This is a genomic window from Cupriavidus sp. HMR-1 (genome assembly GCF_000319775.1).
Taxonomy (GTDB): domain Bacteria; phylum Pseudomonadota; class Gammaproteobacteria; order Burkholderiales; family Burkholderiaceae; genus Cupriavidus; species Cupriavidus metallidurans.
Map to the genome: position 1 here is coordinate 1 of NZ_ANKP01000072.1, position 22,674 is coordinate 22,674.

Annotated in this window: 24 protein-coding genes and 1 pseudogene; 17 read left to right on the forward strand and 8 right to left on the reverse strand. The window is 65.0% G+C overall.

Annotation, left to right across the window (positions count from 1 at the left end):
* The coding region (gene xseA / locus D769_RS10965) for an exodeoxyribonuclease VII large subunit (RefSeq protein ID WP_008644984.1) at positions 1 to 1,157 on the reverse strand (1,157 nt) is incomplete at its 3' end.
* Between the two features lie 1,018 nt (positions 1,158 to 2,175).
* Here xseA and D769_RS10970 point away from each other — a divergent pair.
* The 7 genes from D769_RS10970 (at position 2,176) to D769_RS11000 (ending at position 7,426) form a co-directional block, all read left to right on the forward strand.
* On the forward strand, positions 2,176 to 2,796 hold the full coding sequence (locus D769_RS10970; RefSeq protein ID WP_008644986.1) for a MotA/TolQ/ExbB proton channel family protein: 621 nt from the start codon (positions 2,176 to 2,178) through the stop codon (positions 2,794 to 2,796).
* A 17-nt stretch (positions 2,797 to 2,813) separates the two neighbouring features.
* Positions 2,814 to 3,245 (forward strand): biopolymer transporter ExbD, encoded by a 432-nt coding sequence (locus tag D769_RS10975; protein WP_008644996.1) that lies wholly within the window; start codon positions 2,814 to 2,816, stop codon positions 3,243 to 3,245.
* A gap of 143 nt (positions 3,246 to 3,388) precedes the next feature.
* Complete coding sequence (gene lpxK / locus D769_RS10980; protein ID WP_008644997.1) at positions 3,389 to 4,507, forward strand: tetraacyldisaccharide 4'-kinase; 1,119 nt, start codon at positions 3,389 to 3,391, stop codon at positions 4,505 to 4,507.
* Positions 4,488 to 4,697: a Trm112 family protein gene (locus tag D769_RS10985; protein ID WP_008644998.1), complete on the forward strand. Its 210-nt coding sequence runs from the start codon at positions 4,488 to 4,490 to the stop codon at positions 4,695 to 4,697. The genes lpxK and D769_RS10985 overlap by 20 nt, the downstream gene beginning before the upstream one ends.
* 17 nt (positions 4,698 to 4,714) lie before the next feature.
* On the forward strand, positions 4,715 to 5,524 hold the full coding sequence (gene kdsB / locus D769_RS10990; protein WP_008644999.1) for a 3-deoxy-manno-octulosonate cytidylyltransferase: 810 nt from the start codon (positions 4,715 to 4,717) through the stop codon (positions 5,522 to 5,524).
* Between the two features lie 334 nt (positions 5,525 to 5,858).
* Positions 5,859 to 6,524 (forward strand): adenylate kinase, encoded by a 666-nt coding sequence (gene adk / locus D769_RS10995; RefSeq protein ID WP_008645000.1) that lies wholly within the window; start codon positions 5,859 to 5,861, stop codon positions 6,522 to 6,524.
* A 143-nt stretch (positions 6,525 to 6,667) separates the two neighbouring features.
* On the forward strand, positions 6,668 to 7,426 hold the full coding sequence (locus tag D769_RS11000) for a 3-hydroxyacyl-CoA dehydrogenase (RefSeq protein ID WP_008645003.1): 759 nt from the start codon (positions 6,668 to 6,670) through the stop codon (positions 7,424 to 7,426).
* Positions 7,427 to 7,474: 48 nt separating this feature from the next.
* Here D769_RS11000 and D769_RS11005 read toward each other — a convergent pair whose 3' ends face one another.
* Positions 7,475 to 8,269 (reverse strand): helix-turn-helix transcriptional regulator, encoded by a 795-nt coding sequence (locus D769_RS11005; RefSeq protein ID WP_051705302.1) that lies wholly within the window; start codon positions 8,267 to 8,269, stop codon positions 7,475 to 7,477.
* 124 nt (positions 8,270 to 8,393) lie between these two features.
* On the opposite strand from D769_RS11005, the gene D769_RS11010 reads away from it, so the two are divergent.
* Positions 8,394 to 9,164, forward strand: a complete 771-nt coding sequence (locus D769_RS11010) for a class I SAM-dependent methyltransferase (RefSeq protein WP_008645007.1) — start codon at positions 8,394 to 8,396, stop codon at positions 9,162 to 9,164.
* A gap of 36 nt (positions 9,165 to 9,200) precedes the next feature.
* Here D769_RS11010 and D769_RS11015 read toward each other — a convergent pair whose 3' ends face one another.
* Complete coding sequence (locus D769_RS11015) at positions 9,201 to 10,106, reverse strand: LysR family transcriptional regulator (RefSeq protein ID WP_008645008.1); 906 nt, start codon at positions 10,104 to 10,106, stop codon at positions 9,201 to 9,203.
* Positions 10,107 to 10,203: 97 nt separating this feature from the next.
* Between D769_RS11015 and D769_RS11020 the strand changes: the two genes are divergently transcribed.
* Positions 10,204 to 11,226: a bile acid:sodium symporter family protein gene (locus tag D769_RS11020; protein ID WP_008645010.1), complete on the forward strand. Its 1,023-nt coding sequence runs from the start codon at positions 10,204 to 10,206 to the stop codon at positions 11,224 to 11,226.
* A gap of 96 nt (positions 11,227 to 11,322) precedes the next feature.
* Here the strand turns inward: D769_RS11020 and D769_RS11025 are convergent, their stop codons facing one another.
* Entirely contained in the window at positions 11,323 to 12,816 is a 1,494-nt protein-coding gene (locus D769_RS11025; protein WP_008645014.1) for an N-acetylmuramoyl-L-alanine amidase, read from the reverse strand.
* Positions 12,810 to 13,343, reverse strand: coding sequence for a tRNA (adenosine(37)-N6)-threonylcarbamoyltransferase complex ATPase subunit type 1 TsaE (gene tsaE, locus D769_RS11030; protein ID WP_008645015.1), 534 nt, complete (start codon positions 13,341 to 13,343; stop codon positions 12,810 to 12,812). Before tsaE ends, D769_RS11025 begins: the two co-directional genes overlap by 7 nt.
* A gap of 16 nt (positions 13,344 to 13,359) precedes the next feature.
* On the opposite strand from tsaE, the gene queG reads away from it, so the two are divergent.
* A complete protein-coding gene (gene queG, locus D769_RS11035) occupies positions 13,360 to 14,544 on the forward strand; it encodes a tRNA epoxyqueuosine(34) reductase QueG (RefSeq protein WP_035881419.1) in 1,185 nt (394 codons plus the stop codon).
* Positions 14,545 to 14,562: 18 nt separating this feature from the next.
* On the opposite strand, the gene D769_RS11040 is transcribed toward queG, so the two are convergent.
* Positions 14,563 to 15,456, reverse strand: a complete 894-nt coding sequence (locus tag D769_RS11040) for an AEC family transporter (protein ID WP_008645019.1) — start codon at positions 15,454 to 15,456, stop codon at positions 14,563 to 14,565.
* 160 nt (positions 15,457 to 15,616) lie between these two features.
* Here D769_RS11040 and D769_RS11045 point away from each other — a divergent pair, with 160 nt between their 5' ends.
* The 6 genes from D769_RS11045 (at position 15,617) to plsY (ending at position 20,105) form a co-directional block, all read left to right on the forward strand.
* Positions 15,617 to 16,234 (forward strand): chalcone isomerase family protein, encoded by a 618-nt coding sequence (locus D769_RS11045; protein ID WP_152414966.1) that lies wholly within the window; start codon positions 15,617 to 15,619, stop codon positions 16,232 to 16,234.
* Positions 16,235 to 16,338: 104 nt separating this feature from the next.
* Positions 16,339 to 17,319, forward strand: coding sequence for a tripartite tricarboxylate transporter substrate binding protein BugE (locus tag D769_RS11050; RefSeq protein WP_008645024.1), 981 nt, complete (start codon positions 16,339 to 16,341; stop codon positions 17,317 to 17,319).
* 186 nt (positions 17,320 to 17,505) lie between these two features.
* Complete coding sequence (locus tag D769_RS11055) at positions 17,506 to 17,985, forward strand: methylated-DNA--[protein]-cysteine S-methyltransferase (RefSeq protein WP_008645026.1); 480 nt, start codon at positions 17,506 to 17,508, stop codon at positions 17,983 to 17,985.
* Positions 17,982 to 18,890 carry a site-specific tyrosine recombinase XerD gene (gene xerD / locus D769_RS11060; RefSeq protein WP_008645029.1) on the forward strand — a complete coding sequence of 303 codons (909 nt, stop codon included), beginning with the start codon at positions 17,982 to 17,984 and terminating at the stop codon, positions 18,888 to 18,890. Before D769_RS11055 ends, xerD begins: the two co-directional genes overlap by 4 nt.
* Positions 18,891 to 18,912: 22 nt before the next feature.
* On the forward strand, positions 18,913 to 19,404 hold the full coding sequence (gene ybaK, locus D769_RS11065) for a Cys-tRNA(Pro) deacylase (RefSeq protein ID WP_008645031.1): 492 nt from the start codon (positions 18,913 to 18,915) through the stop codon (positions 19,402 to 19,404).
* A gap of 92 nt (positions 19,405 to 19,496) precedes the next feature.
* Complete coding sequence (plsY, locus tag D769_RS11070; RefSeq protein ID WP_008645034.1) at positions 19,497 to 20,105, forward strand: glycerol-3-phosphate 1-O-acyltransferase PlsY; 609 nt, start codon at positions 19,497 to 19,499, stop codon at positions 20,103 to 20,105.
* Between the two features lie 75 nt (positions 20,106 to 20,180).
* Here the strand turns inward: plsY and D769_RS11075 are convergent, their stop codons facing one another.
* Complete coding sequence (locus D769_RS11075) at positions 20,181 to 21,464, reverse strand: ATP-binding protein (protein WP_008645036.1); 1,284 nt, start codon at positions 21,462 to 21,464, stop codon at positions 20,181 to 20,183.
* The gene (locus D769_RS11080) at positions 21,461 to 22,195 is read right to left on the reverse strand and encodes a response regulator (RefSeq protein WP_008645039.1); all 735 of its coding nucleotides are present in this window, start codon (positions 22,193 to 22,195) and stop codon (positions 21,461 to 21,463) included. The genes D769_RS11075 and D769_RS11080 overlap by 4 nt, the downstream gene beginning before the upstream one ends.
* A gap of 187 nt (positions 22,196 to 22,382) precedes the next feature.
* Between D769_RS11080 and D769_RS30990 the strand changes: the two are divergent.
* Positions 22,383 to 22,674 (forward strand): annotated as a pseudogene (locus D769_RS30990) (multidrug transporter subunit MdtA); the annotation flags it as partial.

Consider the following 22,674-nt stretch of genomic DNA (forward strand, 5'->3'; position numbering starts at 1 on the left):
CGCGCGGCCGCAGCCTCCATGCGTGCCGCCAGGCGGCCCAACTCAGCCTGCGCCGCGCTAATGTCTGGCTTGCAGGCACGCCAGCGCATCGCCAGCACGTCCACGCGGTGGCGCTGTACGGCCACCGTATCGCGCAGTGCCGAGCGCATGTGCCGGGCCAGATTGTCGACCTGGGCGCGACGCTCCTGCAACTGCGCCTGCGGGCTGCGCAACCTGCGTCCGAGCCATTCCAGATGCTGCGCGCGGCGCTCGAGTTGCCGGTCCATTGCCTGCGCCAGCGCATCGCGTGCGCGGCGCGTGGCCTGGAGCAGATGCGCGCGGTCGGGGCTCACCAGTTCCGCCGCGCCGGTAGGCGTCGGCGCGCGCACGTCGGCCACGAAATCGGCGATCGTGAAATCGGTTTCGTGACCGACACCGGAGACCACGGGTACGGCACACCGCGCGATGGCATGCGCCACCACTTCCTCATTGAACGACCAGAGGTCTTCGATGCTGCCGCCGCCCCGGCAGAGGATCAACACGTCGCACTCGCGCCTGGCGCTGGCCGTGTCGATCATCGCGGCGATTTTTTCCGCGGCGCCCGCCCCCTGGACTGGCACCGGATAGACGATCACCGACACATGCGGGGCCCGGCGCTGCAACGTGGTCAACACGTCGCGCATCGCGGCGGCCTGCAGCGAGGTCACCACGCCGATCACACGCGGATGATCCGGAATGGGGCGTTTCCGCTCAGTATCGAACAGACCTGCCTGCGCCAGTTTTTCCTTGAGCCGCAGGAACGCCTCGTAGAGATTCCCGAGCCCGGCACGACGCATGGCTTCGACGCCGAGTTGCAGTTCGCCACGCGCCTCGTACATCGACACCAGCGCGCGTACCTCGACAGCCTCCCCTTCGCGTGGCGAGAAGTCGACATGCTGATTGCGTCCGCGAAACATCACGCAACGAATCTGCGCGCGTGCGTCCTTGAGCGAGAAATACCAATGCCCGCTGGCCGCCCGCGTGAAATTCGAGATCTCTCCCCGGACCCAGGCGAGTGGAAAGCTGCGTTCGAGCACTCCGGCGATGGCGTGATTCAGTTCACTGACCTGGATCACATCACGGGTGCGCGTGGGCGGCTGAGACGGCATCGCGCGCGGAAAGTTCTCGTTGTCTGGCATGGTTCGCAACCGCGCACGCGGCCTGGGATGGACATGTCCACAGCATACCGGCAATGTCAAGGGGCACCTCCCCCTTCACGCGCGCCTGGCCGCAATCCGCATGTTCTGGTGCAAGCCTTTGATTCTTATGATTTTTTGGACGGCGCAAAAAACAGGCAATGTAAGAGAAAACCTTACGCGTCAACGACTTACCGAAAGGCCACTTGGCTTGTTCACAAAGTTATCCACAGAAGCTTTGGATAAATGATTTGTCAAGCGTCAATGCTGTGGATAACCGCGGCGGTGGCATGGCGACTCAAGCTGCAGCAATGTCGGTCCGGCGAAATGTCCTCACCACGTCACGAGGGGTTGTGGCACCGCAAATGCTCATTTTTTAGGCAGCCAGTTACAGGGTCAATCGAATCAACGGTTTACGTTGCTTCTCCCGTACTTATCCACAATGCGTCCACAGTACTGTCCTGAACAGATGTGGAAAGTGACGGGGTTACCGGATTGACTGCCGGACCGGGGCCGCCCTCGAACTGCACGTTTTTTAGGCAGACCTCGCTTCCCCCTTTTCGATCAATGACTTAGCACGCTTTTCCGATAACTTTCCACAACCGATCCACAATCCTGTCCCGCATATGTGTGGAAAGTCGTCGCCACGCCCATCCAAAGCGGTCGGAAGCGGTCGGAACAGGTGCCGGCAGCCGTTGCGCCGAAGCCTGCCCAAAAAACAGGCAGATCACGCGCCTCCCTTTGCGATCAATGGGTTAGCGTGCTTTTCCGCGTGCTTTCCACAATCGGTCCACAGTCCTGTCCCGCACAAATGTGGAAAGCTGCCGGCGTGCGGCGATGCGCACGGCAGACACCGCGTATTTGCGCGGCTTGCCCCGCGCCAAGTCGCGGGGTAGAGTGGCGCCTGCAATTTTTCGAGCATTGCCGCTGCGCGGGGCGCGTCCCGGCGCATCAAAGGCTGCCACGCATCAATCGTTCTGATTTCGGGTCTGTCGTTCGTTTGTAGAATTCGGGGGTCCACGTGTTTTCCATCATTCAAGCGGCCGGCTGGCCGATCTGGCCGTTGCTGCTCGCGTCGGTCATCGCACTGGCGCTGATCGTCGAGCGGTTCATTTCCCTGAAGCGCAGCAAGATTCTGCCGCCCAAGCTGTACGAGGAGGCGCTCTCCGCCGCCCAGCAGCGCAGGGCGACGCCCGAGGTCGTGAACACCCTTGAGCAGAATTCGCCGCTTGGCCGCGTGCTGGCCGCCGGCCTGCGCCACGTGGTGCTGCAACCGCAGACGTCGCGCGACGCCGCCAAGGACGTGGTCGAGGAAGCCGGCCGCGTGGTCGCGCACGAACTCGAGCGCTACCTGAACGCATTGGGCACGATCGCCTCGGTAGCCCCGCTGATGGGCCTGCTCGGCACAGTCATCGGCATGATCGAGATCTTCGGCAACCAGGGCGGCACCGGTGCCAATCCGGAGCAACTCGCGCACGGGATCTCGGTGGCGCTGTACAACACCGCGTTCGGCCTGATCGTCGCCATCCCGGCGCTGATTTTCTGGCGCTATTTCCGCCGCCGCGTGGACGACTACGTGGCCGAGCTGGAATTCCGTGCGACCTCGTTCCTCGACGCCATCCTGCCCCAGCGGCGGGTGTAACGCCGCGGGAGCGCGCCATGCATTTCCGTTCCCGTCAGCGACGCGAGGAGCCGGAGATCAACCTGATCCCGCTCATCGACGTGTTGCTCGTGATCCTCATCTTCCTGATGATCACGACCACGTATTCGCGCTTCACCGAACTTCAGATTCAGTTGCCGACGGCCGATGCCGAGCGGGCGCAGCAGCGCCCGACCGAGATCGTTGTGTCCGTTTCGGCGCGCGGGGTCTATTCCGTCAACAAGCAGGTGCTGGAGCAGACGGATGTCACCAGCCTCGCCGACCAGTTGCGTAGCGCAGCCGGTCCGGCCAGCAACGGGCAACCGCCAGTGGTCATCGTCAACGCCGATGCCCAGGCCACGCACCAGGCCGTGATCAATGTGATGGAGGCCGCGCGCCTTGCAGGTCTGTCGCGGCTGACGTTCGCCACCCAGAGCAGTCAGAAGCGATAAGACGCTGGACGCCCCGCAGTCCCGGCGCGGCGAACGGCAGGCTTGCGGCAAGCGTCGGGCAATGCCCATAATGTCTGCATTCTGTCTGCATCCGCCCGGCGCCACCCTAGCGGTGGCGCCGCCCGTTCCCGTCCCCGATCTTCATGGCCGCTCCCCAACACACCCTCGCCGACTTCGTCACCGACCAGTGGCAGCGCCGTAGCTGGTTTGCCTGGCTGATGTGGCCGCTGTCGCTGCTGTTTGGCCTGATCGCGCGCATTCGCCGGTACGGCTATCAGCAGGGATGGTTCAAGTCGACCCGTTTGCCGATGCCTGTCATCGTGGTCGGCAACGTGACCGTGGGCGGCACCGGCAAGACCCCGGCCGTGATCGCGCTGGCCCATGCGCTGACGGAAGCCGGCCTGCGCCCGGGCGTGGTTTCGCGTGGCTACGGCGTGAAGCTGAACCACCCGCGCCGCGTCAAGCCGACCTCGAAGGCCGCCGACGTCGGCGACGAGCCGCTGCTGATCGCACGCGCCGCGGACGTCCCGGTGTGGGTCTTCCCGGACCGCGCCCTGTGCGCGCAGGCCATGCTCGTCTCGCATCCCGGCATCAACGTACTGCTGCTCGATGATGGCCTGCAGCACTACAAGCTCCAGCGGGACTTCGAGATCGTGATGTTCGACACGCGCATGGGCGGCAACGGCATGATGCTGCCGGCCGGCCCGCTACGCGAACCGCTGACCCGGCCACGCGACGCCACGCTGATCAACGATCCGAATTTCCGCGCCACGCCAGACAAACCCGACGTCTACGGCATGCGCCTGGAGCTCGACGAGGCCTGGCAGCTCAACGATCCGACGATGTCGCGCGACGTGTCCAAGTTCGCGGACAAGCGAGTGCTGGCGGCAGCCGGCATCGGCCACCCGGAACGCTTCTTCGCCAGTCTGCGTCAGGCGGGGCTCTCCCCCGCCACGATGCCGCTGCCGGACCATTACGATTTCGTGCAGGACCCGTTCGCGGACAATCCTGCCGCGCTCGAAGCCGACGTGATCCTGATCACCGAGAAGGATGCCGTAAAATGCGAGCGCTTCGACGACCCGCGTATCTGGGTCGTCCCCACCACGCCCGTGATCGACGCGGGCCTGATCGATAAAATCCGCCGCGTCGTGCAGGCGCGCAACCCGGCCATCGCCACACCCGTCACCGTGGGGCAATCCACCGCCACCGGGATGGCCGACGGTCTCGACAAGGAACACCAAGATGGACAACCGGCTGCTTGAAATCCTCGTTTGCCCGCTGTGCAAGGGCAAACTGGAATACGATCGCGCCGCCCAGGAACTGATCTGCCACGCCGACAAGCTGGCCTACCCGATCCGTGACGGCATTCCGGTCATGCTGGCGGACGAAGCGCGCCAGACCGTGCCGGGCCGTGTGGTACCGGTGGAGCCCTCGGCGCCGGCCGGCAATTGATGGGTAAAGGTCGCACGATGAGCATCCCGACCTTTACCGTTGTCATCCCCGCCCGCCTCGCCTCCACGCGGCTGCCTAACAAGCCTCTGGCCGATATCGGCGGCCATCCGATGATCGTGCGCGTGGCTGAACGCGCCCACGCATCGTCGGCCCAGCGCACCGTGGTGGCAACAGACTCGCAGGAAGTTGCGCAGGCCTGCGCCGCGCATGGCGTCGAAGCCGTGCTCACGCGAGCCGACCATCAGTCCGGCACCGACCGGCTGTCGGAAGTGGCGGCACAGCTCGGGCTGGCCGATGACGCGATCGTCGTCAACGTACAGGGCGACGAGCCGCTGATCGAGCCGACGCTGATCGACGAAGTCGCGCTGCATCTGGCGGCGCACCCTGACTGCGCGATCGCCACGGCAGCGCATCCGCTGGACGACGTGGCCGAAGTATTCAACCCGAACGTGGTGAAAGTGGTCTGCGACAACGCGGGCCGCGCGCTCTATTTCTCGCGCGCGCCGATTCCGTGGGCACGCGACGCCTGGTCTGCCGTGCCGGCCCAGCCCGCTGCCACCGCGCAGGTCCCGCTGCCGGCCATGCCGGTGCTGCGTCACATCGGCATCTATGCCTATCGGGCAGGCTTTCTGCGCCGATTCCCGACGCTGGCGGTCGCGCCGGTCGAACAGACCGAAGCACTTGAGCAGCTGCGTGCCATGTGGCATGGCGAGCGGATCGGCGTCATGGTGACGGCGGCTGCACCGGCGCCGGGCGTGGACACGCCGGCGGACCTGGAACGCGTGCGCGCGCTATGGGCGCAGGGCATGGCTCAGGAAGGGCCGTGACAACATTCGCCCGCTGAAGTTCACACTGCTGCAACTTCGGCGGGGGCCGAATCCGTACGGCCCATGGCATAATGCTTGCCGAAACAGAGTCCGTGAGGCGCGTTCGCCGCACTTCGCAAAGACTCGGTGGGGAGATAGAGATCGAGCCCGACCGGATGCGCGCGTGCCCGCTGGCACCTGCTGCGCGCCCGGCGCGTCGAGCATGACCTGACTCCGGCACATGGCTCGACTCGTACAGTCTGGCCTGACCGCGTAAGTCCTGCGTCAAGTTGCGGCGGTACCCTCCTTCCATCCCTCCCGCCAGACCGAATTCAAATACCTTGAGGACCCGTAAATGCGTTTGATCCTGTTGGGCGCACCTGGCGCCGGCAAAGGCACGCAAGCCAAGTTCATCTGCGAGAAGTTCGGCATTCCGCAAATCTCCACGGGCGACATGCTGCGCGCCGCGGTGAAGGCGGGCACGCCGCTGGGCATCGAAGCCAAGAAGGTGATGGACGCGGGCGGACTGGTGTCGGATGACATCATTATCGGCCTGGTGAAAGACCGTCTTAAGCAGCCTGACTGCGAAAAGGGCTACCTGTTCGATGGTTTCCCGCGCACGATTCCGCAGGCCGAGGCAATGAAGGAAGCCGGCGTGGCGATCGACTACGTGCTGGAAATCGACGTGCCGTTCGACGCCATCATCGAGCGCATGAGCGGCCGCCGCGTGCACGTGGCGTCGGGCCGAACCTACCACGTCAAGTTCAACCCGCCGAAGGCCGACATGGTCGACGACGAAACGGGCGAAGCACTGATCCAGCGCGACGACGACAAGGAAGAGACGGTGCGCAAGCGCCTGGACGTGTACTCGCAGCAAACCCGTCCGCTGGTCGATTACTACTCGAACTGGGCCGCCAACGGCGATGCCTCGGCGAAGGTATCGCCGCCGAAGTACCGCAAGATCGCGGGTCTTGGCGAAGTCGACAAGATCACGACAAGCGTGTTCGACGCGTTGAAGTAAGTCGCGAAGCGCTTCCAGCATCAAGAAGAAGCGGCCCTGGGCAACCGGGCCGCTTTTTTATTTGCCGATCGGTTCGCGCGGTTCGTACAATAGCCTCCAATTGACGTTAACGTAAACGGCATCTACAACGAGGAGACAGACGCATGGACATTCAGGGCAACGTATTCATCGTCACGGGCGGCGCATCGGGGCTCGGCGCGGGCACGGCGCGCATGCTGGCGGCTGCCGGCGGCAAGGTCGTGATTGCCGACCTCAACGAAGCCGCGGGCACGGCGCTGGCCACGGAGCTTGGCGGGCAGTTCGTCAAATGCGACGTGGCGTCGGAAGCCGACGGTCAGGCGGCCGTGGATGCCGCGCGGAAGCTAGGCCGGCTCTCCGGGCTGGTCAACTGCGCGGGTATCGCCGTGGCCGCCAAGACGGTCGGCAAGAACGGACCGCATCCGCTCGATGCGTTCGAGAAGACCATCCGCGTCAACCTGATCGGCACTTTCAACATGATTCGCCTCGCCGCCGCGGAGATGGTGCAAAACGCTCCCGATGCCGAAGGCGAACGCGGCGTGATCATCAATACGGCTTCGGTGGCCGCGTTCGATGGCCAGATCGGCCAAGCTGCGTATGCGGCATCGAAGGGCGGCGTGGTAGGCATGACGCTGGCCATCGCGCGCGATCTTTCCCGCGACGGCGTGCGCTGCCTGACCATCGCCCCGGGGTTGTTCGAAACACCGATGCTGCTCGGCATGCCGCCGGAGGTGCAGGAGGCACTCGGCAAGATGGTGCCGTTCCCGCCGCGCCTGGGCCGCCCCGCGGAGTACGCGAAGCTGGTCCAGTCGATCATCGGCAATACGATGTTGAATGGCGAAGTGATCCGCCTGGATGGCGCGATCCGTATGCAGCCGAAGTAAGCCCGCGCGTCGCCCGATGCAGGACGACTCGCGGCGAATCGCGCCGAATCAGGCTGTTTCCGGCAGCAGCATCACCAGCATCATCCCCGGTGCAGCCGGGGGTACCAGCGTGAGCTGTTCGAAATAGACCAGGCCGCGCGTCGGGTGATGAAACCCGCGCCGGCCGCCTTGCCGCTCGTCGACGTCCTGCGAACGCCAGGCCGCCGCGAACGCGGGGCTGTCTTCCATGAGCCGCTCGATCAGTGCGCGTGTCGGCGGATCTTCGGCATGACGCAAGCTGTGAACGCGAAACTCGGCCACGAGCCGTGCGGCGCGGTGCGGCCAGTCTTCCACCAACGCCTGCAACGCCGTCGGCAGGAACATCGCTCGCAGCAGGTTCCGCTCCCCGGACGCCGCATCGAGCCAGCCGACGAACAGGTCGGCGGCCGCGTCATTCCATGCCCGGGCGGTCCATTGGCGATCCAGCAGATAGGCAGGCCCCGAGATTGCCTGCACGCTCGCAAGCAGTGCGGCGGGCACGGCGGGCTCGGCATCCTGGCGCGGTTCGGGCTTGCCGGCCAGCGCGAACAGATAGGCGCGTTCGGCGCGAGACAGTCGCAGGGCCTCGGCCAGACTGCCCAGCGCGCGCACGGACATCGCCACCGGTCTCCCCTGCTCCAACCACGTGATCCATGTAGCACTCAAACCCGAAAGTTGCGCGACTTCCTCGCGCCGCAATCCCGGCGTGCGCCGCCTGCGGCCAGGCGGCAGGCCGACGTCGCTTGGCGTCAGCCGCTCTCGGTGGGTGCGCAGAAATGCGCCGAGTTCAGCTTCGCGACTGACTTGAGTGGGTTCGATGGACATGACTGGTGGTGCTTATACCAGGATAAATCTGTGACTTGTACCGGGAAAAGAGCACATCTACAGTACGTGAACCCCCGGGCCCGGGCAATCCCCATCGCCAATCCGACAAGAATCGAGGCACCCCATGCAACAACAGGAACTCGTCGCCGCCCAGTTCGGCGCCACCGCCAATGCCTACCTGACCAGCGCCGTCCATGCCCAAGGCGCCGATCTCGAACAACTCAAGCAAGCGCTGGCTCACCTGAAGCCGGTGGCGCGTAGCCGTGTGCTTGACCTGGGCTGCGGCGCAGGCCACGCAAGCTTTGCTGCTGCAACGGTTGCCAACGAAGTGGTGGCTTACGACCTGTCGGCGGAAATGCTCGACGTCGTGGCAGGCGCGGCACGCGATCGCGGCCTTGGCAACGTCAAGACACAGCAGGGTGCTGCCGAGCAACTGCCGTTCGACGACGCCAGCTTTTGCGCCGTGGTCTCGCGCATGAGTGCCCACCACTGGCGCGACGTTCCCGCCGCGCTGCGTGAAATCCGCCGCGTGCTGAAGCCGAACGGCAAGGTAGCGCTGATCGACATCGTCGGCGCCGAAGACCCGCTTTGCGATACTTGGCTGCAATCCGTGGAATTGCTCCGCGACCCATCGCACATCCGCGACTACACGCCGACCGTGTGGACGCAGATGTTCGAGGCTGCCGGATTCCAGGTAGAGGTGTCGCCGGTCTGGCGCATCGACATCGAGTTCAGCAGCTGGGTGGCCCGGATGCGCACGCCAGAAGTTGCGGCGGCCGCGATCCGCCACCTGTGGGAAAAGGCGCCAGCCGAAGTTCGTGATCGCTATCGCGTGCAGCCCGACGGCAGCTTTGCGCTGGAAGCGGCAATGGTGACCGCCTCTCCCCGCGCGTAACAGCCCTCCCCTCAGTCCTCCCCTCGCCGGTCGCAGTCAGCCCGTCGCAGTTTCGGCCGGGATCGCCATGGTCTGGACCATGTTCCAGACCGCGGCCGCCGCCGGTGACAGCGACCGGTCCTCGCGACGGACCATGACGATGCTGCGTTCCTCGCGCGGCGTCAGCGGCTTCGAGACCAGCGGGGACGCCTCGGGCAACGGCAACGAGAAGGACGGCAGGACCGAGGCCCCGATCCCTGCCTCCACCATGCCGAATACGCTGGCGGAGTGCCCGAGTTCCTGCACCACCTGCGGCACCGCGCCATGACGGGCGAAGATCCGGTCGATCAACGGCCGGCTGCCGGAGGCAAAATCGAGCAGCACCAGGCGCTCGCCGTGCAACGCGGTCCAGGGCACCGAATCCGCCTCGGCCAGTGGATGGTCGCGCCGGCATACGAAACAGAACGGATCGGTGGCGAGCGGCGCGATGGTCAGCCCCTCACGTGCCATCGGATCGATCAACACCCCGAAATCGACCGCGCCGGCGCGGATCTGCTCGAGGCCGTCGGCCTGGACGTTGTCGCGCACGAACAACCGGATGTCGGGATACTGGCTCGCGCAGGCCGCCACATACATCGGCATCAGTCGTGCCGAGATCGTCGGGGCACTGGCTATCACAACCCGACCGCGATAGCGTTCACCGGACTGCCGCGTCTCTTCCAGGGTGTCGTCTAGCTGGCCCAGCAACCGCTCCAGCGCTGGTACCAGCGCCGTTCCAGCCTCGGTCAGCACGACTTCCCGCGTCGTGCGATCCAGCAGGCGTACGCCAAGTGCCTCTTCAAGCTCAGCAACACCCCGACTGACCGCCGGCTGCGTCAGCCCGACGGCATCCGCTGCCCGGCTGAAACTGCCATGCCCCGCCACCGCCAGAAAGACCCGCAACTGCCGCAGTGTGTAATTCATGCAACGTTGAAATGAATGGATGAAATAAATGAATTTGCATTCTAGACAGGACGAGGGTCCAATACCAAGCAGAAACCCTTACGCACTATCCCTATCAATGTCCGCCATTCTCGCCCCCTTCAAAAAGATCTACGACCTGATCGACGGGTTCGTGCTGATCATGTTGACCGCCATCGGCATCGCGCTGATTGCCCCTGAAATTGGAACCGGTGACGGCCCGCTGCGCCTTGGCGTGGTCACCAATCTCGGTGTCGCCCTGGTGTTTTTCCTGCACGGCGCCGCATTGTCGCGCGACAAGCTCGTGGCGGGTGCCAAGCATTGGCGTCTGCATGTGTTCGTGCAGTCTTTCACGTATATCGTGTTCCCGATCGTCGGCGTGCTGCTGATGCTGTCGCTGCGCAACACGCTGCCGCCCGAGTTGCTGCTGGGCGTGTTTTATCTGTGCGCACTGCCGTCCACGGTGTCGTCGTCGGTGGCGATGACGTCGATGGCACGTGGCAACGTGCCCGGCGCCATCTTCAACGCCACGATCTCGGGCCTGATCGGCATGGCGCTGACCCCGCTGCTGATGGGTCTGGTGATCAGCGCCAGCGGCGCGTCGATGCCGCTGGGTCGCGCGCTGATGGGCGTGGCGCTGCAACTGCTGCTGCCGTTCGCGCTGGGTCAGGCCGCGCGTCCGTTGATCGGCAACTGGCTGGCCAAGAAGAAGCAGATCACCAACAAGATCGACCGTGGCGTGATCGTGCTGATCGTCTACTCGTCGTTCTGCGACGCCACCGCCGCCGGCCTCTGGCATCAGTACCACTGGCAGACCATCGGCGCAGTGATGGGTATCGCAGCCGTCCTGCTGTTCGTGATTCTGGGCACCACCACGTTCACGGCACGTCGCCTGGGCTTTTCGGTGGAAGATGAAATCACGGCCGTGTTCTGCGGCTCGAAGAAGAGCCTTGCCAACGGTATCCCGATGGCCAAGATCCTGTTCGCCGGTCATCCGGCCCTGGGCCTGCTGGTGCTGCCGCTGATGGTCTATCACCAGCTCCAACTGATTGTCTGCTCGGTCATCGCCGCGCGGTACGCAAACCGCGATGACGTGGAAACGCGTGAGGCGGTGCGTGCCTGAGACAGGCTTGTCGAGCAAAAGAAAACGGCGCCCCAGGCGCCGTTTTCTTTTGCATGGTGAAGGGTGGCCCGCTGTCGCATTGGCCACCGTCGACCATCACACCGATGGATTCTTCGACAGCGGCGGATTGCGCGCGAAGTACGCCTTGATGCCTCGCAGGATGGCGTTGGCCAGTTGCTCCTGATGGCTGTCGTCGTTGAGCTTGCGCTCTTCCTCGGGATTGCTGATGAACGCGGTCTCGATCAGGATCGACGGAATATCGGGCGCCTTGAGCACCGCGAATCCCGCCTGCTCCACGCTGCCCTTGTGCAGCTTGTTGATCCCACCGATCTCCTGCAGCACGGACCTGCCTACCTGCATGCTGTCGTTGATCTGCGCCGTTGTGGACAAGTCCAGCAGCACACGCGCCACCTGGGCATCCTTGTTGCCCATATTGGCACCACCGATCAGATCGGCATTGTTTTCCTTGTTGGCCAGCCAGCGCGCGGCGGAGCTTGACGCGCCGCGTTCAGACAACGCGAACACCGATGCCCCACGCGCCTCGGGCGACAGGAAAGCGTCGGCGTGGATCGACACGAACAGGTCTGCCTGCACGCGGCGGGCCTTTTGCACGCGCACGTTGAGTGGCACGAAGAAGTCCGAATCGCGCGTCATCATCGCGCGCATATTGGGCTGCGCGTCGATCTTCGCGCGCAGGCGCGTGGCGATCTGCAGCACCACATCCTTCTCGCGCGATCCCGCGGCACCGATCGCCCCCGGGTCTTCACCACCATGTCCGGGATCGATGGCCACGGTCAGCAGGCGGCGCATCTTGAATTCGCTTGGTGGCGGCAGATTGGTCCGCGCCGTCGGCGGCGGCGCCACGGGCGCGGGGGACGGCAGGGGGGGCCTGGGCTTCACGCCGGCCAACGCGGGAGGCGGAGCGGTAGTCGGCGACGGAAGCTGGTCCCGATCCTCGAACTTGCGCACGATCGCACCGATTGCATCTTCTTCCGCGCCAGCGGGCGCACCGGACACACCATCGGTACCGGCAGGCGGCGGCGCGGCGGCGAATCGCCGCTGCTTGTCCTCGGTATCACGCACGAGCTTCCAGAGCGGGTCGGGCGGATTGACCGGATACAGGTCGAATACGAGTCGATTGCGGTAGTCGCTGATCGGCGCAAGCGTGAACACCTGCGGCGAGACGTCTTCCTTGAGGTCGAACACCATCCGCACCACGCGCGGGCGGTTCTGTCCCACGCGCACGGACTGGATATAGGGATCGTTCGGCGTGATCTTTGCCACGAGTTCGCGCAGCGTCGGCGACAGGTCGAGCCCGTCGATGTCGACCACGAGACGGTCCGGGTTGCGGATCATCTGGTGCACGGCCACCAGGCGCTCGTCGGACTCGATGGTCACCCGCGTGTAGTCCTCGGCCGGCCACACCCGCACCGCGACGATGCCGGCGCCAAAGGCGATCTGCGGCCCGGCGATGGTCAATACGACCGTGCCGGCACTGGCTTTCAGCGCCTGCGCCATCCATTTGCGGCGGGCCTTCAGCAGTCCGTCGGGTCCATCGGGTCGGTCGGTAGCGAGTCGCTTGATCAGCATGCGTTCAGCAGGGTAAGTCCAGTGGGAGTATAGGCGCGCAGCGTTGCCATGCGGCGATCCGCGCCCGCATCGGCCCCGTTATCGGCCCAATGTGAGACACGATTGTCCGATTGGAGCAACACATGGAGGTCTGGTTCCCCCAGCAGGCGGCCCGCCTTTTCCGGCCACTCCACAAGATTAAGCGCCGGTTCGGCAAAACAGTCGCGAAATCCTGCGTCGATCCACTCCTCGGGGTCGGCGAAGCGATAGAGATCGAAGTGGTAGACCGTCAGCGGCGATCCATCGGCACGCAGCACTTCATAGGGTTCGCACAGCGTGTAGGTGGGACTACGCACCTTGCCGGCGTGTCCGAGCGCGCGCAGCACGGCGCGCGTCAGCGTGGTCTTGCCCGCGCCAAGGTCTCCGGACAGCTGCAGATGGATCGTGCGCGGCGGCATCGCGCGCGCAGCGGCGGCCAGCGCCGCGCCAAACCGTTCGGTGGCGGCTTCGTCCGGTAGCGGCAGAATGCGTTCTTCGAGCAGGGGCATTGCGTACAATTCAGGAATGATCGACCGAGTAGTTCCCGCCTCCTCCCCCGCGAAAGACCCCGTTCCGGTGCCGTCCACGTCGTCCCCGCAAGCTGCCAGGGACTCTCTGGCGTCGCTGGTGGCACAAATTCGTGCCTGGGGGGGTGAGCTCGGATTCGATGCGATCCGCATCGCCGATGTCGATCTTCGGCACGCCGAAGCGGGCCTGTTGGCGTGGTTGCAGGCGGGCTACCACGGCGACATGGATTATATGGCCAACCACGGCACAAAGCGCGCCCGCCCGGCCGAACTGGTGCCCGGCACCGTGCGCGCCATCGTCGCGCGCATGCCCTATCTGCCCATGCAGCGTGACGACGACTGGCGCCGGCACGAACTCGCCCGCCTCGACGACCCCGCGACCGCCGTGATCTCGCTCTATGCGCGTGGCCGCGACTATCACAAGGTACTCCGCAACCGGCTGCAGCAGCTGGCGGCCCGTATCGAGACCGCGATCGGCGCGTTCGGCTACCGCGTCTTCACCGATTCGGCCCCGGTCATGGAGGTGGCGCTGGCCAGCCAGGGTGGCCTGGGCTGGCGCGGCAAGCACACCCTGCTGCTCGACCGCGATGGCGGCTCGATGTTCTTTCTCGGCGAGATCCTCGTCGATATCCCGTTGCCCGCCGATTCGGCCGAGGCACCGCACTGTGGCAACTGCCGCCGCTGCATCGACATCTGTCCGACCCAGGCCATCGTGGAGCCCTATCTGGTGGATGCGCGGCGTTGCATTTCTTATCTGACGATCGAACACAAGGGCGCGATCCCCGAAGACCTGCGCGCGCCGATGGGCAATCGCGTCTACGGTTGCGACGATTGCCAACTGGCGTGCCCGTGGAACAAGTTCGCCCATCGCGCCACGTTACCGGACTTCGACGTGCGCAATGGCTTCGACGCGCCCGACATGGCAACACTGTTCAGTTGGAGCGAAGCAGAGTTCAACCAGCGGCTCGAAGGCAGCCCGATCCGGCGGATCGGTCATGAACGCTGGCTGCGCAACCTGGCCGTAGGCCTCGGCAACAGCCTGCGCGCCGCGGCAGTGAACGATCCGGCGCTGGCCGACCGCATCCGCGCGTCACTCCACGCACGGCTCGATGCGGCCACGCCACTGGTGCGCGAGCATATCGAATGGGCGCTCGCGCAGGACCGGGCCCCTGAGCGCGGCTAGGCGGCTACGCGTAGGCCGCTAGCTCACCAGCGACAGCCACACCGGCGTGGTCACGATCGCCACGACGGTCATCGCGGAAATCGTCGCAGCCACCATTGGGCCATTGCCGCCCATGCGCACGGCCAGGATGTACGAACTCGATGCTGTGGGCAGCGACGCGTAGACCACCACGATCTGGTACTGCAACGGAGTCAGCGGCAGATACTTCCCCACCAGCCACGCAAAACAGGGCATGGCCAGCAGCTTTACGCCGCTCCACCAAGCCATCGGGCCGGCCGTGCCGGTGGCCCCGCTCATCTGCAGCCCGGCGCCGACGGTCATCAGCCCGAGCGCGGTGGAAGCCGAACCCAGCCGATTCAGCGTCATCGCCACCACCTCGGGCGGATGCAGGCCCAGCAGGTTCGTGACCAGCCCAGTGGCCGTGGCCAGGATCAGCGGATTCCGGACCAGTTCGCGCAGCACACGCGCCTCGCCATGCTTCGCCAGCGCCCACACCGCCACGACGTTGCACAGCGGCACCGTCACCCCGACGACCAGCGCCATCAGCGCCAGGCCCTCGCCATTGCCAAGCCGCGCGGCCAGGGCCAGGCCAATGTAGGAATTGAAACGGAAGGCTGTCTGCAGGCCCGAGGCGAAATCCGCCGGTGCCGGCCGCAACACCCACTTGACCAGATATCCGGTGGCCATGCCGAAGACCATCGTGAGCAGGGCCAGGCCGAGCATGGCGGACGTCGACGAGAAGTCGAACTTGGCGCTGTTCGTCGATTGCAGCAGCAGTGCAGGGAACAGGACGAAGTAGACCAGGCGCTCCACTCCGGCCCAGAAACCGCGGTCGAATGGGGTGTATCGAACCAGCAGCCAGCCAATCAGAATCAGGCTGAAATCCGGGACCAGCAGGAGTGCGGAAGACATTGTCTCGTTTGTTTTGTCGTTTTCATCACATCTGCTCGTTTGCCTTGCATCATGAAATGTGCAGCCTAGGGCAGATACGGATGGGTATTTTTTCAGAATTCCGGCAGCATGGCACGCTGTATTTCGTCTCGCCCGCGGTTTACCCGCCGCCCGTCGCACCATGAAGTCCCTGAAGTCTCCCTCCCGTACGACCGCCCTTCCCCGCCGTTTCGCCGCCACGCTGTGCGCGACGCTGGCGCTTTGGATGCTGACGCCACCTGCATCGGCGATGGTCATCGAGGGGGTTCGCTTCGACGACGCGACGCGGCTCGGCGGCAAGGAACTGGCGCTCAACGGCGCCGGCTTGCGCTCGGTATTCGTGATCAAGGGCTATGTCGCGGGCCTGTACCTGCCCGAACGCGCCCGCAATGCAACGGTGGCGCTGGCCACGCGCGGGCCCAAGCGGCTGCAACTGCGCGTGCTGCGGGAAGTGGAGGCGGAATCGTTCATCAAGGCGCTCAACGAAGGCTTGCGCGAGAACCATTCCGAGCTGCAGATGAAGATGCTGGCCGATCGCCTGGCGCAGCTCCAACAGACCATGACCGAGATGGGCGCCGCGCACCGTGGCGACATCATCAATTTCGACTTCACGCCCGAAGGCGGCACCGTAGTGGCGCTCAACGGCATCCCACGCGGCCAGGCCATTGCCGGCGAAGACTTCTACCAGGCCGTACTGCGCATTTTCCTGGGCGACCATCCGGTAGACCGCAACCTCAAGCGCGGCCTGCTGGGCGGCTGACCCATGCACGCCGCCGTGCCGCGCAAATCCGCGCAAAGGCACGCCGGCGATTCCAACCCCGGGTGTGATCCGCCCGGCTTTCACGTACGGGAGATCCTTTCCTCATGCAAGCTCGCAAAACCGCATTGATCGCTGCCGTCGCGGCGGCTGCCTCCGTGGCGTCGGTGGCTCACGCGCAGAGCAACTATCCGACCAAGCCGATCCGCCTGATCATTCCGTTCGCGCCGGGCGGCACCACCGACATCGTCGGCCGTGGCGTGGCGGATCAGATGAGCCGCATCCTGGGCCAGACGGTCGTGGTGGAAAACCGCGCGGGCGGGGGTGGCTCGATCGGCGCCGATTCGATCGCCAAGGCGGCGCCGGACGGCTACACGATCGGCATCTCCACCGTGTCGACGATGGCGGTGAACCCGGCCTGCAACCCGAAGCTCTCCTACGACCCGATCAAGGACTTCAAGCCCATCGCGAACGTGGCCAACGTGGCCAATGTGATCGCCGTGAACCCGAACTTCCCGGCCAAGGATTACAAGGAGTTCCTGGCGGTGCTGAAGGCCAACCCGGGCAAGTACTCGTACGCGTCGTCGGGCACCTGCGGCTTCGGCCACATGCTCGGCGAGCAGTTCAAGGTCTCGACCAAGACGTTCATGGTGCACATTCCGTACCGTGGCGCGGGCCCTGCCCTGAACGACGTACTGGCTGGCCAGGTGCCGATCATGGTGGACAACCTGCCGTCGTCGATGCCGTACATCAAGGCCGGCAAGCTGCGCCCGATCGTGGTGGCCTGGAACAAGCGCGTCGAGGGGCTGCCTGACGTGCCGACCTTCGGCGAAATGGGCCTGAAGGAGCCGAACGACCCGGCCTGGTACGGTCTGGTGGCCCCGGCCGGCACGCCTGACGACGTCATCAACAAGCTCAACGCCGCGGTGGTGAAGGCGCTGCAGGACAAGGCCTTCGTCCAGCGCCTGCAGGCGGCTGGCGCCGAACCGTCGGGCAATACGCCGGCGCAGCACGCCGCCGAAATCAAGAAGGAATTCGACAAGATGAAGAACCTGGTGAAGGTTCAGAACATCAAGCTCGAGCAATAAGCGGGTATCCGCAGGTAGCGAGAAAGGACCTCCACGGAGGTCCTTTTTTGTTGCGCCTGACAGACGCGGCGCCAGCATTCTTCCCCTGTCCGCCCCCCGCCGAGCGGGCGGGTCGTCCCATTGCATTCGATATGCATCTGGAATCAGCATAAAATCGCTCATCGCCACGTTATCCCGCCATCCACCATGCAACATCACTTCGATGCCGTCCTGCCCGCGCCATTTGGCAAGGTCGGCGTACGTGTCGATGGCACGCAGGTTCACGAAATCGTCTATCTGCCCGACAGCTTTGCCGAAGTCCCGCCAACCAGCGCGTTGACAAAGCGCGTGGCGGAGCAGCTCGACGCCTACTACGCCAATGCGGACACCGTGTTTGACCTGCCGCTGGCGCGGCGTGGCACGGACTTCCAGCGCAAAGTCTGGGCAGCCATCAGCGCCGTGCCGCGAGGCGGCCTGACGACCTACGGCACCATTGCGAAATCGCTGCAGAGCATGCCGCGCGCCGTGGGCCAGGCCTGCGGACAGAACTGGTTTCCGATCGTGGTGCCATGTCATCGCGTGGTGGCGGCCAACGGACTCGGCGGCTTCGCGCATCATGGCGAGGAAGGATTCCATCTGGGCGTGAAGCGCTGGCTGCTGCGCCATGAAGGCGCGATGCTGCTATGACGGCCGCACTCGATGGCGACCTGTCGCTGGTCGACCGGTTCTGCGATGCGTTGTGGCTCGAAGATGGCCTGGCACGCAACACGATCGACGCCTACCGGCGCGACCTGGCCATGCTGGCGCGCTGGCTGCACGAGTCTGGCGCCACGGCGCTGCTGGGCGTCGACGACACCGCGCTATCCGGATACTTCGCCGCGCGTCACCTGGAGACACGCGCTTCCTCGGCCAATCGCCGCCTGACCGTGTTCCGCCGCTTCTATCAGTGGGCCCTGCGCGAGCACATGATCGAGACCGACCCCTGCCTGCTGCTGCGCCCCGCCAAGCAACCGCCCCGGTTCCCGAAGACGCTGTCCGAGGCACAGGTGGTGGCGCTGCTGGAAGCCCCCGATATCGAAACGCCGCTGGGCCTGCGGGACCGCACCATGCTCGAACTGATGTATGCGAGCGGGTTGCGCGTGTCCGAGCTCACGAACATGAAGACCATCGAAGTCGGCCTGAATGAAGGCGTGGCACGCGTGGTCGGCGGCAAGGGCAACAAGGAGCGGCTGGTGCCATTCGGCGCGCAGGCCGGCGACTGGCTGCATCGCTACCTGTCCGATGCGCGCCCCACGTTGCTGGCGGGCCGCGCGTGCGACGAACTCTTCGTCACGCAGCGCGGCGAGGGCATGACACGCCAGACGTTCTGGCACCTGATCAAGAAACACGCGCGTGACGCGGGCATTCACGCCCCGCTTTCCCCGCATACGCTCCGGCACGCCTTTGCCACGCACCTGCTCAATCACGGCGCCGACCTGCGCGTGGTGCAGTTGCTGCTGGGGCACGCCGATATCTCCACCACGCAGATCTATACGCACGTCGCGCGCGAGCGCCTGCGCGAACTGCACCTGCATCACCATCCGCGCGGCTGACCCGCGCGACCGACCACCCGATATGAGCAAGAGCAAGCACGTCTCCGAAACCCCCGCCACGCAAATGCTGCGCAAGCACGGCGTCACGTTCGGCGAGCACACCTATGACTACGTCGACCACGGCGGCACGGGCGAATCGTCACGTCAGCTCGGCGTGCCCGAGCACGACGTGGTCAAGACACTGGTGATGGAAGACGAAGCGGCCAAGCCGCTGATCGTGCTGATGCATGGCGACTGCTCGGTCTCGACTAAGAATCTCGCACGGCAGATCGGCGCCAAGAGCGTGCAGGCATGCAAGCCCGAAGTGGCGCAGCGCCACAGCGGCTATATGGTTGGCGGCACGTCGCCCTTCGGCACGAAGAAGAAAATGCCGGTCTATGTCGAGGCGTCGATATTGACGCTGGACAAGATCTACATCAATGGCGGCCGCCGTGGATACCTGGTCAGCGTCGCGCCGTCGGTACTGGAAGCGCTGGTTGGCGCCAAGCCGGTGGAATGCGCGCTGCCGGACTGACACCGCGTATAGGGGAAAGTCACGGAGTTGGATGACCCGGCGCCGCGCTACAATCGCGCCAGCCTGAAATTCCTAGCCCTATTCCCACAGAAATGATCAACCTGCTCTTCGCCGTCATCGCTTACCTGATCGGATCGGTGTCATTCGCCGTCGTGGTCAGCAAAGTCATGGGCCTGCCCGATCCGCACAGCTATGGCTCCGGCAACCCCGGCGCCACGAACGTGCTGCGCACCGGCAACAAGAAGGCGGCCATTTTCACGCTGATCGGCGACGCACTGAAAGGCCTGGCAGCGGTGCTGCTGGCCAAACACTTCGGCCCGGCATACGGCGTGGACGAGACCGGCATCGCGCTGGTGGCGCTGGCCGTGTTCCTCGGCCATCTGTTCCCGCTCTACCATCGCTTCGCGGGCGGCAAGGGCGTGGCTACGGCCGCCGGCATCCTGTTCGCGATCGATCCGATCCTCGGCGCCGGCACGCTGGCCACGTGGCTGATCATCGCGTTCTTCTTCCGCTATTCGTCGCTGGCCGCGCTGATCTCGGCGATCTTCGCGCCGTTCTTCTATGTACTGATGAATGGCGTGGACATCATGGCCGGCGCGATTCTGGTGATCAGCGTGCTGCTGATCGCGCGCCACCGCGCCAACATCGCAAAGCTGCTGGCGGGCAAGGAAAGCCGGATCGGGGAGAAGAAGAAGGTTTGAACGTCTGAAGCACAAGCTGTGTGCTCCCCTCTCCCATTCATGGACGAGGGGGAAGCCTTCGGCAAAGTTACCGCATCAAGCCGCCTGCGCCATGGCTGCGAACGGAAACACCATTTCCACGCGCAGGCCGCCTTCCTCGCGGTTGGCAATGGACAGGCGTCCGCCTGCCTGCCGCACCAGGCGATCGACGATCGCCAGGCCCAATCCCGAATGCGCATTGCCGCCACGTGCCGGATCGAGCCGCACGAACGGCATCGTCACGCGTTCGATCGCGTCATCCGGAATCCCCGGCCCCTCATCCTCGACGATCAGCTTCCAGCCTTCCTGCGTGCGGCTCGTGGCCACGCACACCGGCGGCTGGCCGTAGGCGTAGGCGTTGTCGACAAGATTGCCGATGATCCGGTCAAGCTGAGTGGCGATCATGCGGAAGCCATCGCCCGCGTTCAGTTCCAGCACCACCTTCCTGTCCTGTTCCTGCAAGGACGCCGCCAGTTCGCCGATACGCTTGTCCACCGGCACGGGCCGCGCGGTAGGCTCGCTGCTTTGCGCGAAGGTCAGGAACTGCTCGACGATGGCCGACATCGACTCCACATCGCGCGTCACTCCGGCAGCGGCCTTCGGATCCGACAGCATCTCCGCACGCAACCGCAGGCGTGCGAGCGGGGTCTTCAGGTCGTGCGCGATGCCGGCCAGCATTGTGTTGCGTTCCTGATCGATGCGCACAAGGTCTGCGACCATGCGATTGAAACGCACGATCAGTTGCCGCAGCTCATGCGGTCCGCGCTCGCGCAGCGGCGACACCAGTTGCTGGCGCGACAGCTTCTCCGCCGCCTCGGCCATGTCCCGCACAGGGCGCTGGATCTGCCATGCGATCAGCAATGCGAAGATGATCGCTATCCCTACCACCAGCACCACGCCCGGCAGCAATCGATTGTCCGGCGGCGGGTTGTGCACGAACAGGATCGGCATGGCGATCCATCGATTGCGCTTGGGAAGCTTGATCCACAGCCGCGGCGTGGACAGTTCGTCCTCGAGCCGCACCTCGGTACCCGGCGGCAGGCGCCGCGTGAACTGCTCCACCAGCCGGCGCGCCCGGCCGGCCTGCGGAACGGAGGCGTGCTCGTCGGCGGTAGAGGCATCCGCCACTTCCACCAGGCTCGGCAGGGGCAACGGCGGCGTCGCATCGAGCGCCCGCTGGATACTGTCGAGCTGGAAGATCATCTGCTCGACCGAATAGTCGATCTGCTGCTGGCGCCGGTCCATGCGAAGGATGGCCAGCCACGAAAAGTGGCTGATTACCAACACGGCCGCGATTAGCAGCGCGATGCGGCCAAACAGGGTATCGATGCGAAGCTTCATTGCGGAATGCTGTCCTCGGCCTCGTCGGGCACAAAGGTGTAGCCGCGGCCACGTACGGTCTGGATATAGCGCGGGCGCTGGGCGTCCTCGTCGAGCAGGCGGCGCAGGCGCCAGATCTGCACGTCGATGCCCCGGTCGCTGATGCCGTTGGCGGTGCCGTACATCAGTTCGACAATGCGCTCGCGAGAGAGCACTTCAAGCGGATGCGACAGCAGCAGCTTGAGCAGCGCGAATTCGGTGTCGCTGATGGAAACGGACTGGCCGCTGCGTTCGAGCGAGCGCTGACGGAAGTTCACCCGGAACGGCCCGAACACCACGGATTCCCGATCTTCGGGGGCGGCGGCCGGGCGGGCCAGCTTGCGGCGCAGCACGGCATTGATCCGCGCCAGCAACTCGCGTGGCGAAAACGGCTTGCCGAGGTAGTCGTCCGCGCCGATCTCCAGCCCGACGATGCGGTCGATCTCGTCGCTGCGCGCGGTCAGCAGGATCACCGGAATATCGTCGTTCTTGGCGCGCAGGTTGCGCAGGGCGGTCAGGCCGTCGACCTTCGGCATCATCAGGTCGAGCACGATCAGCGCCGGGCGCTCGCGCTCGAGCCGCGCCTGCAGGCCGTCGCCATCATGGAGCACGGAAACCGCGAATCCCTGGGATGTCAGGTACTCGCGCAGCAGGTCGCGCAGTTCGGGATCGTCATCGACGACGAGAATCTGGGTGGGCTGGTTTGTACGCATAGGCACATGATAGTCAGGCCGGACATGCGGCTTTGCAAATGTCCCGGACCGTTTTGTTTCCGGAGGTTACACCCACGTCGCTGGTAATCCGCTGTAATAAAAGCAGGGCGCGGCGAAACAGGTGGGATGGGAGCCGCACATTATGCTTCAGGCCATCCCCCTGACGGCGAGGCACCCTGCCCGTGCGATGCGGCATACTGCTGCAACTTCGCCGTCACAATGCTTGTGCGAATACCGTTGGCACGCCCCACTTTTTCGTCGTGCCGCTCCCAGGATTCCGGTCATGTCCAACCCAGAACAAGGTCAACCCACTCCTCCCAATCCGCCCACACCGGGCGGTAATACCCGGTCCCGACGCCGCACGTGGATTGCCGGCGCAGTCATCGTCGTGCTGGCCGGTGCCGGCTGGTACTGGCATGGCCATCGCAAGGCCGCGCAGGAAGCCGGCGCCACGAGTGCCGGCGCGGCCAGTGGCGCCG

What these genes read in the sequence shown, in the direction of transcription:
- D769_RS10975 (WP_008644996.1), top strand. Translation starts at nt 2,814, where the DNA reads ATGCATTTCCGTTCCCGTCAGCGACGCGAGGAGCCGGAGATCAACCTG.
- lpxK (WP_008644997.1), top strand. Translation starts at nt 3,389, where the DNA reads ATGGCCGCTCCCCAACACACCCTCGCCGACTTCGTCACCGACCAGTGG.
- D769_RS10985 (WP_008644998.1), top strand. Translation starts at nt 4,488, where the DNA reads ATGGACAACCGGCTGCTTGAAATCCTCGTTTGCCCGCTGTGCAAGGGC.
- kdsB (WP_008644999.1), top strand. Translation starts at nt 4,715, where the DNA reads ATGAGCATCCCGACCTTTACCGTTGTCATCCCCGCCCGCCTCGCCTCC.
- adk (WP_008645000.1), top strand. Translation starts at nt 5,859, where the DNA reads ATGCGTTTGATCCTGTTGGGCGCACCTGGCGCCGGCAAAGGCACGCAA.
- D769_RS11000 (WP_008645003.1), top strand. Translation starts at nt 6,668, where the DNA reads ATGGACATTCAGGGCAACGTATTCATCGTCACGGGCGGCGCATCGGGG.
- D769_RS11005 (WP_051705302.1), bottom strand. Translation starts at nt 8,269, where the DNA reads ATGTCCATCGAACCCACTCAAGTCAGTCGCGAAGCTGAACTCGGCGCA.
- D769_RS11010 (WP_008645007.1), top strand. Translation starts at nt 8,394, where the DNA reads ATGCAACAACAGGAACTCGTCGCCGCCCAGTTCGGCGCCACCGCCAAT.
- D769_RS11015 (WP_008645008.1), bottom strand. Translation starts at nt 10,106, where the DNA reads ATGAATTACACACTGCGGCAGTTGCGGGTCTTTCTGGCGGTGGCGGGG.
- D769_RS11020 (WP_008645010.1), top strand. Translation starts at nt 10,204, where the DNA reads ATGTCCGCCATTCTCGCCCCCTTCAAAAAGATCTACGACCTGATCGAC.
- D769_RS11025 (WP_008645014.1), bottom strand. Translation starts at nt 12,816, where the DNA reads ATGCTGATCAAGCGACTCGCTACCGACCGACCCGATGGACCCGACGGA.
- tsaE (WP_008645015.1), bottom strand. Translation starts at nt 13,343, where the DNA reads ATGCCCCTGCTCGAAGAACGCATTCTGCCGCTACCGGACGAAGCCGCC.
- queG (WP_035881419.1), top strand. Translation starts at nt 13,360, where the DNA reads ATGATCGACCGAGTAGTTCCCGCCTCCTCCCCCGCGAAAGACCCCGTT.
- D769_RS11040 (WP_008645019.1), bottom strand. Translation starts at nt 15,456, where the DNA reads ATGTCTTCCGCACTCCTGCTGGTCCCGGATTTCAGCCTGATTCTGATT.
- D769_RS11045 (WP_152414966.1), top strand. Translation starts at nt 15,617, where the DNA reads ATGAAGTCCCTGAAGTCTCCCTCCCGTACGACCGCCCTTCCCCGCCGT.
- D769_RS11050 (WP_008645024.1), top strand. Translation starts at nt 16,339, where the DNA reads ATGCAAGCTCGCAAAACCGCATTGATCGCTGCCGTCGCGGCGGCTGCC.
- D769_RS11055 (WP_008645026.1), top strand. Translation starts at nt 17,506, where the DNA reads ATGCAACATCACTTCGATGCCGTCCTGCCCGCGCCATTTGGCAAGGTC.
- xerD (WP_008645029.1), top strand. Translation starts at nt 17,982, where the DNA reads ATGACGGCCGCACTCGATGGCGACCTGTCGCTGGTCGACCGGTTCTGC.
- ybaK (WP_008645031.1), top strand. Translation starts at nt 18,913, where the DNA reads ATGAGCAAGAGCAAGCACGTCTCCGAAACCCCCGCCACGCAAATGCTG.
- plsY (WP_008645034.1), top strand. Translation starts at nt 19,497, where the DNA reads ATGATCAACCTGCTCTTCGCCGTCATCGCTTACCTGATCGGATCGGTG.
- D769_RS11075 (WP_008645036.1), bottom strand. Translation starts at nt 21,464, where the DNA reads ATGAAGCTTCGCATCGATACCCTGTTTGGCCGCATCGCGCTGCTAATC.
- D769_RS11080 (WP_008645039.1), bottom strand. Translation starts at nt 22,195, where the DNA reads ATGCGTACAAACCAGCCCACCCAGATTCTCGTCGTCGATGACGATCCC.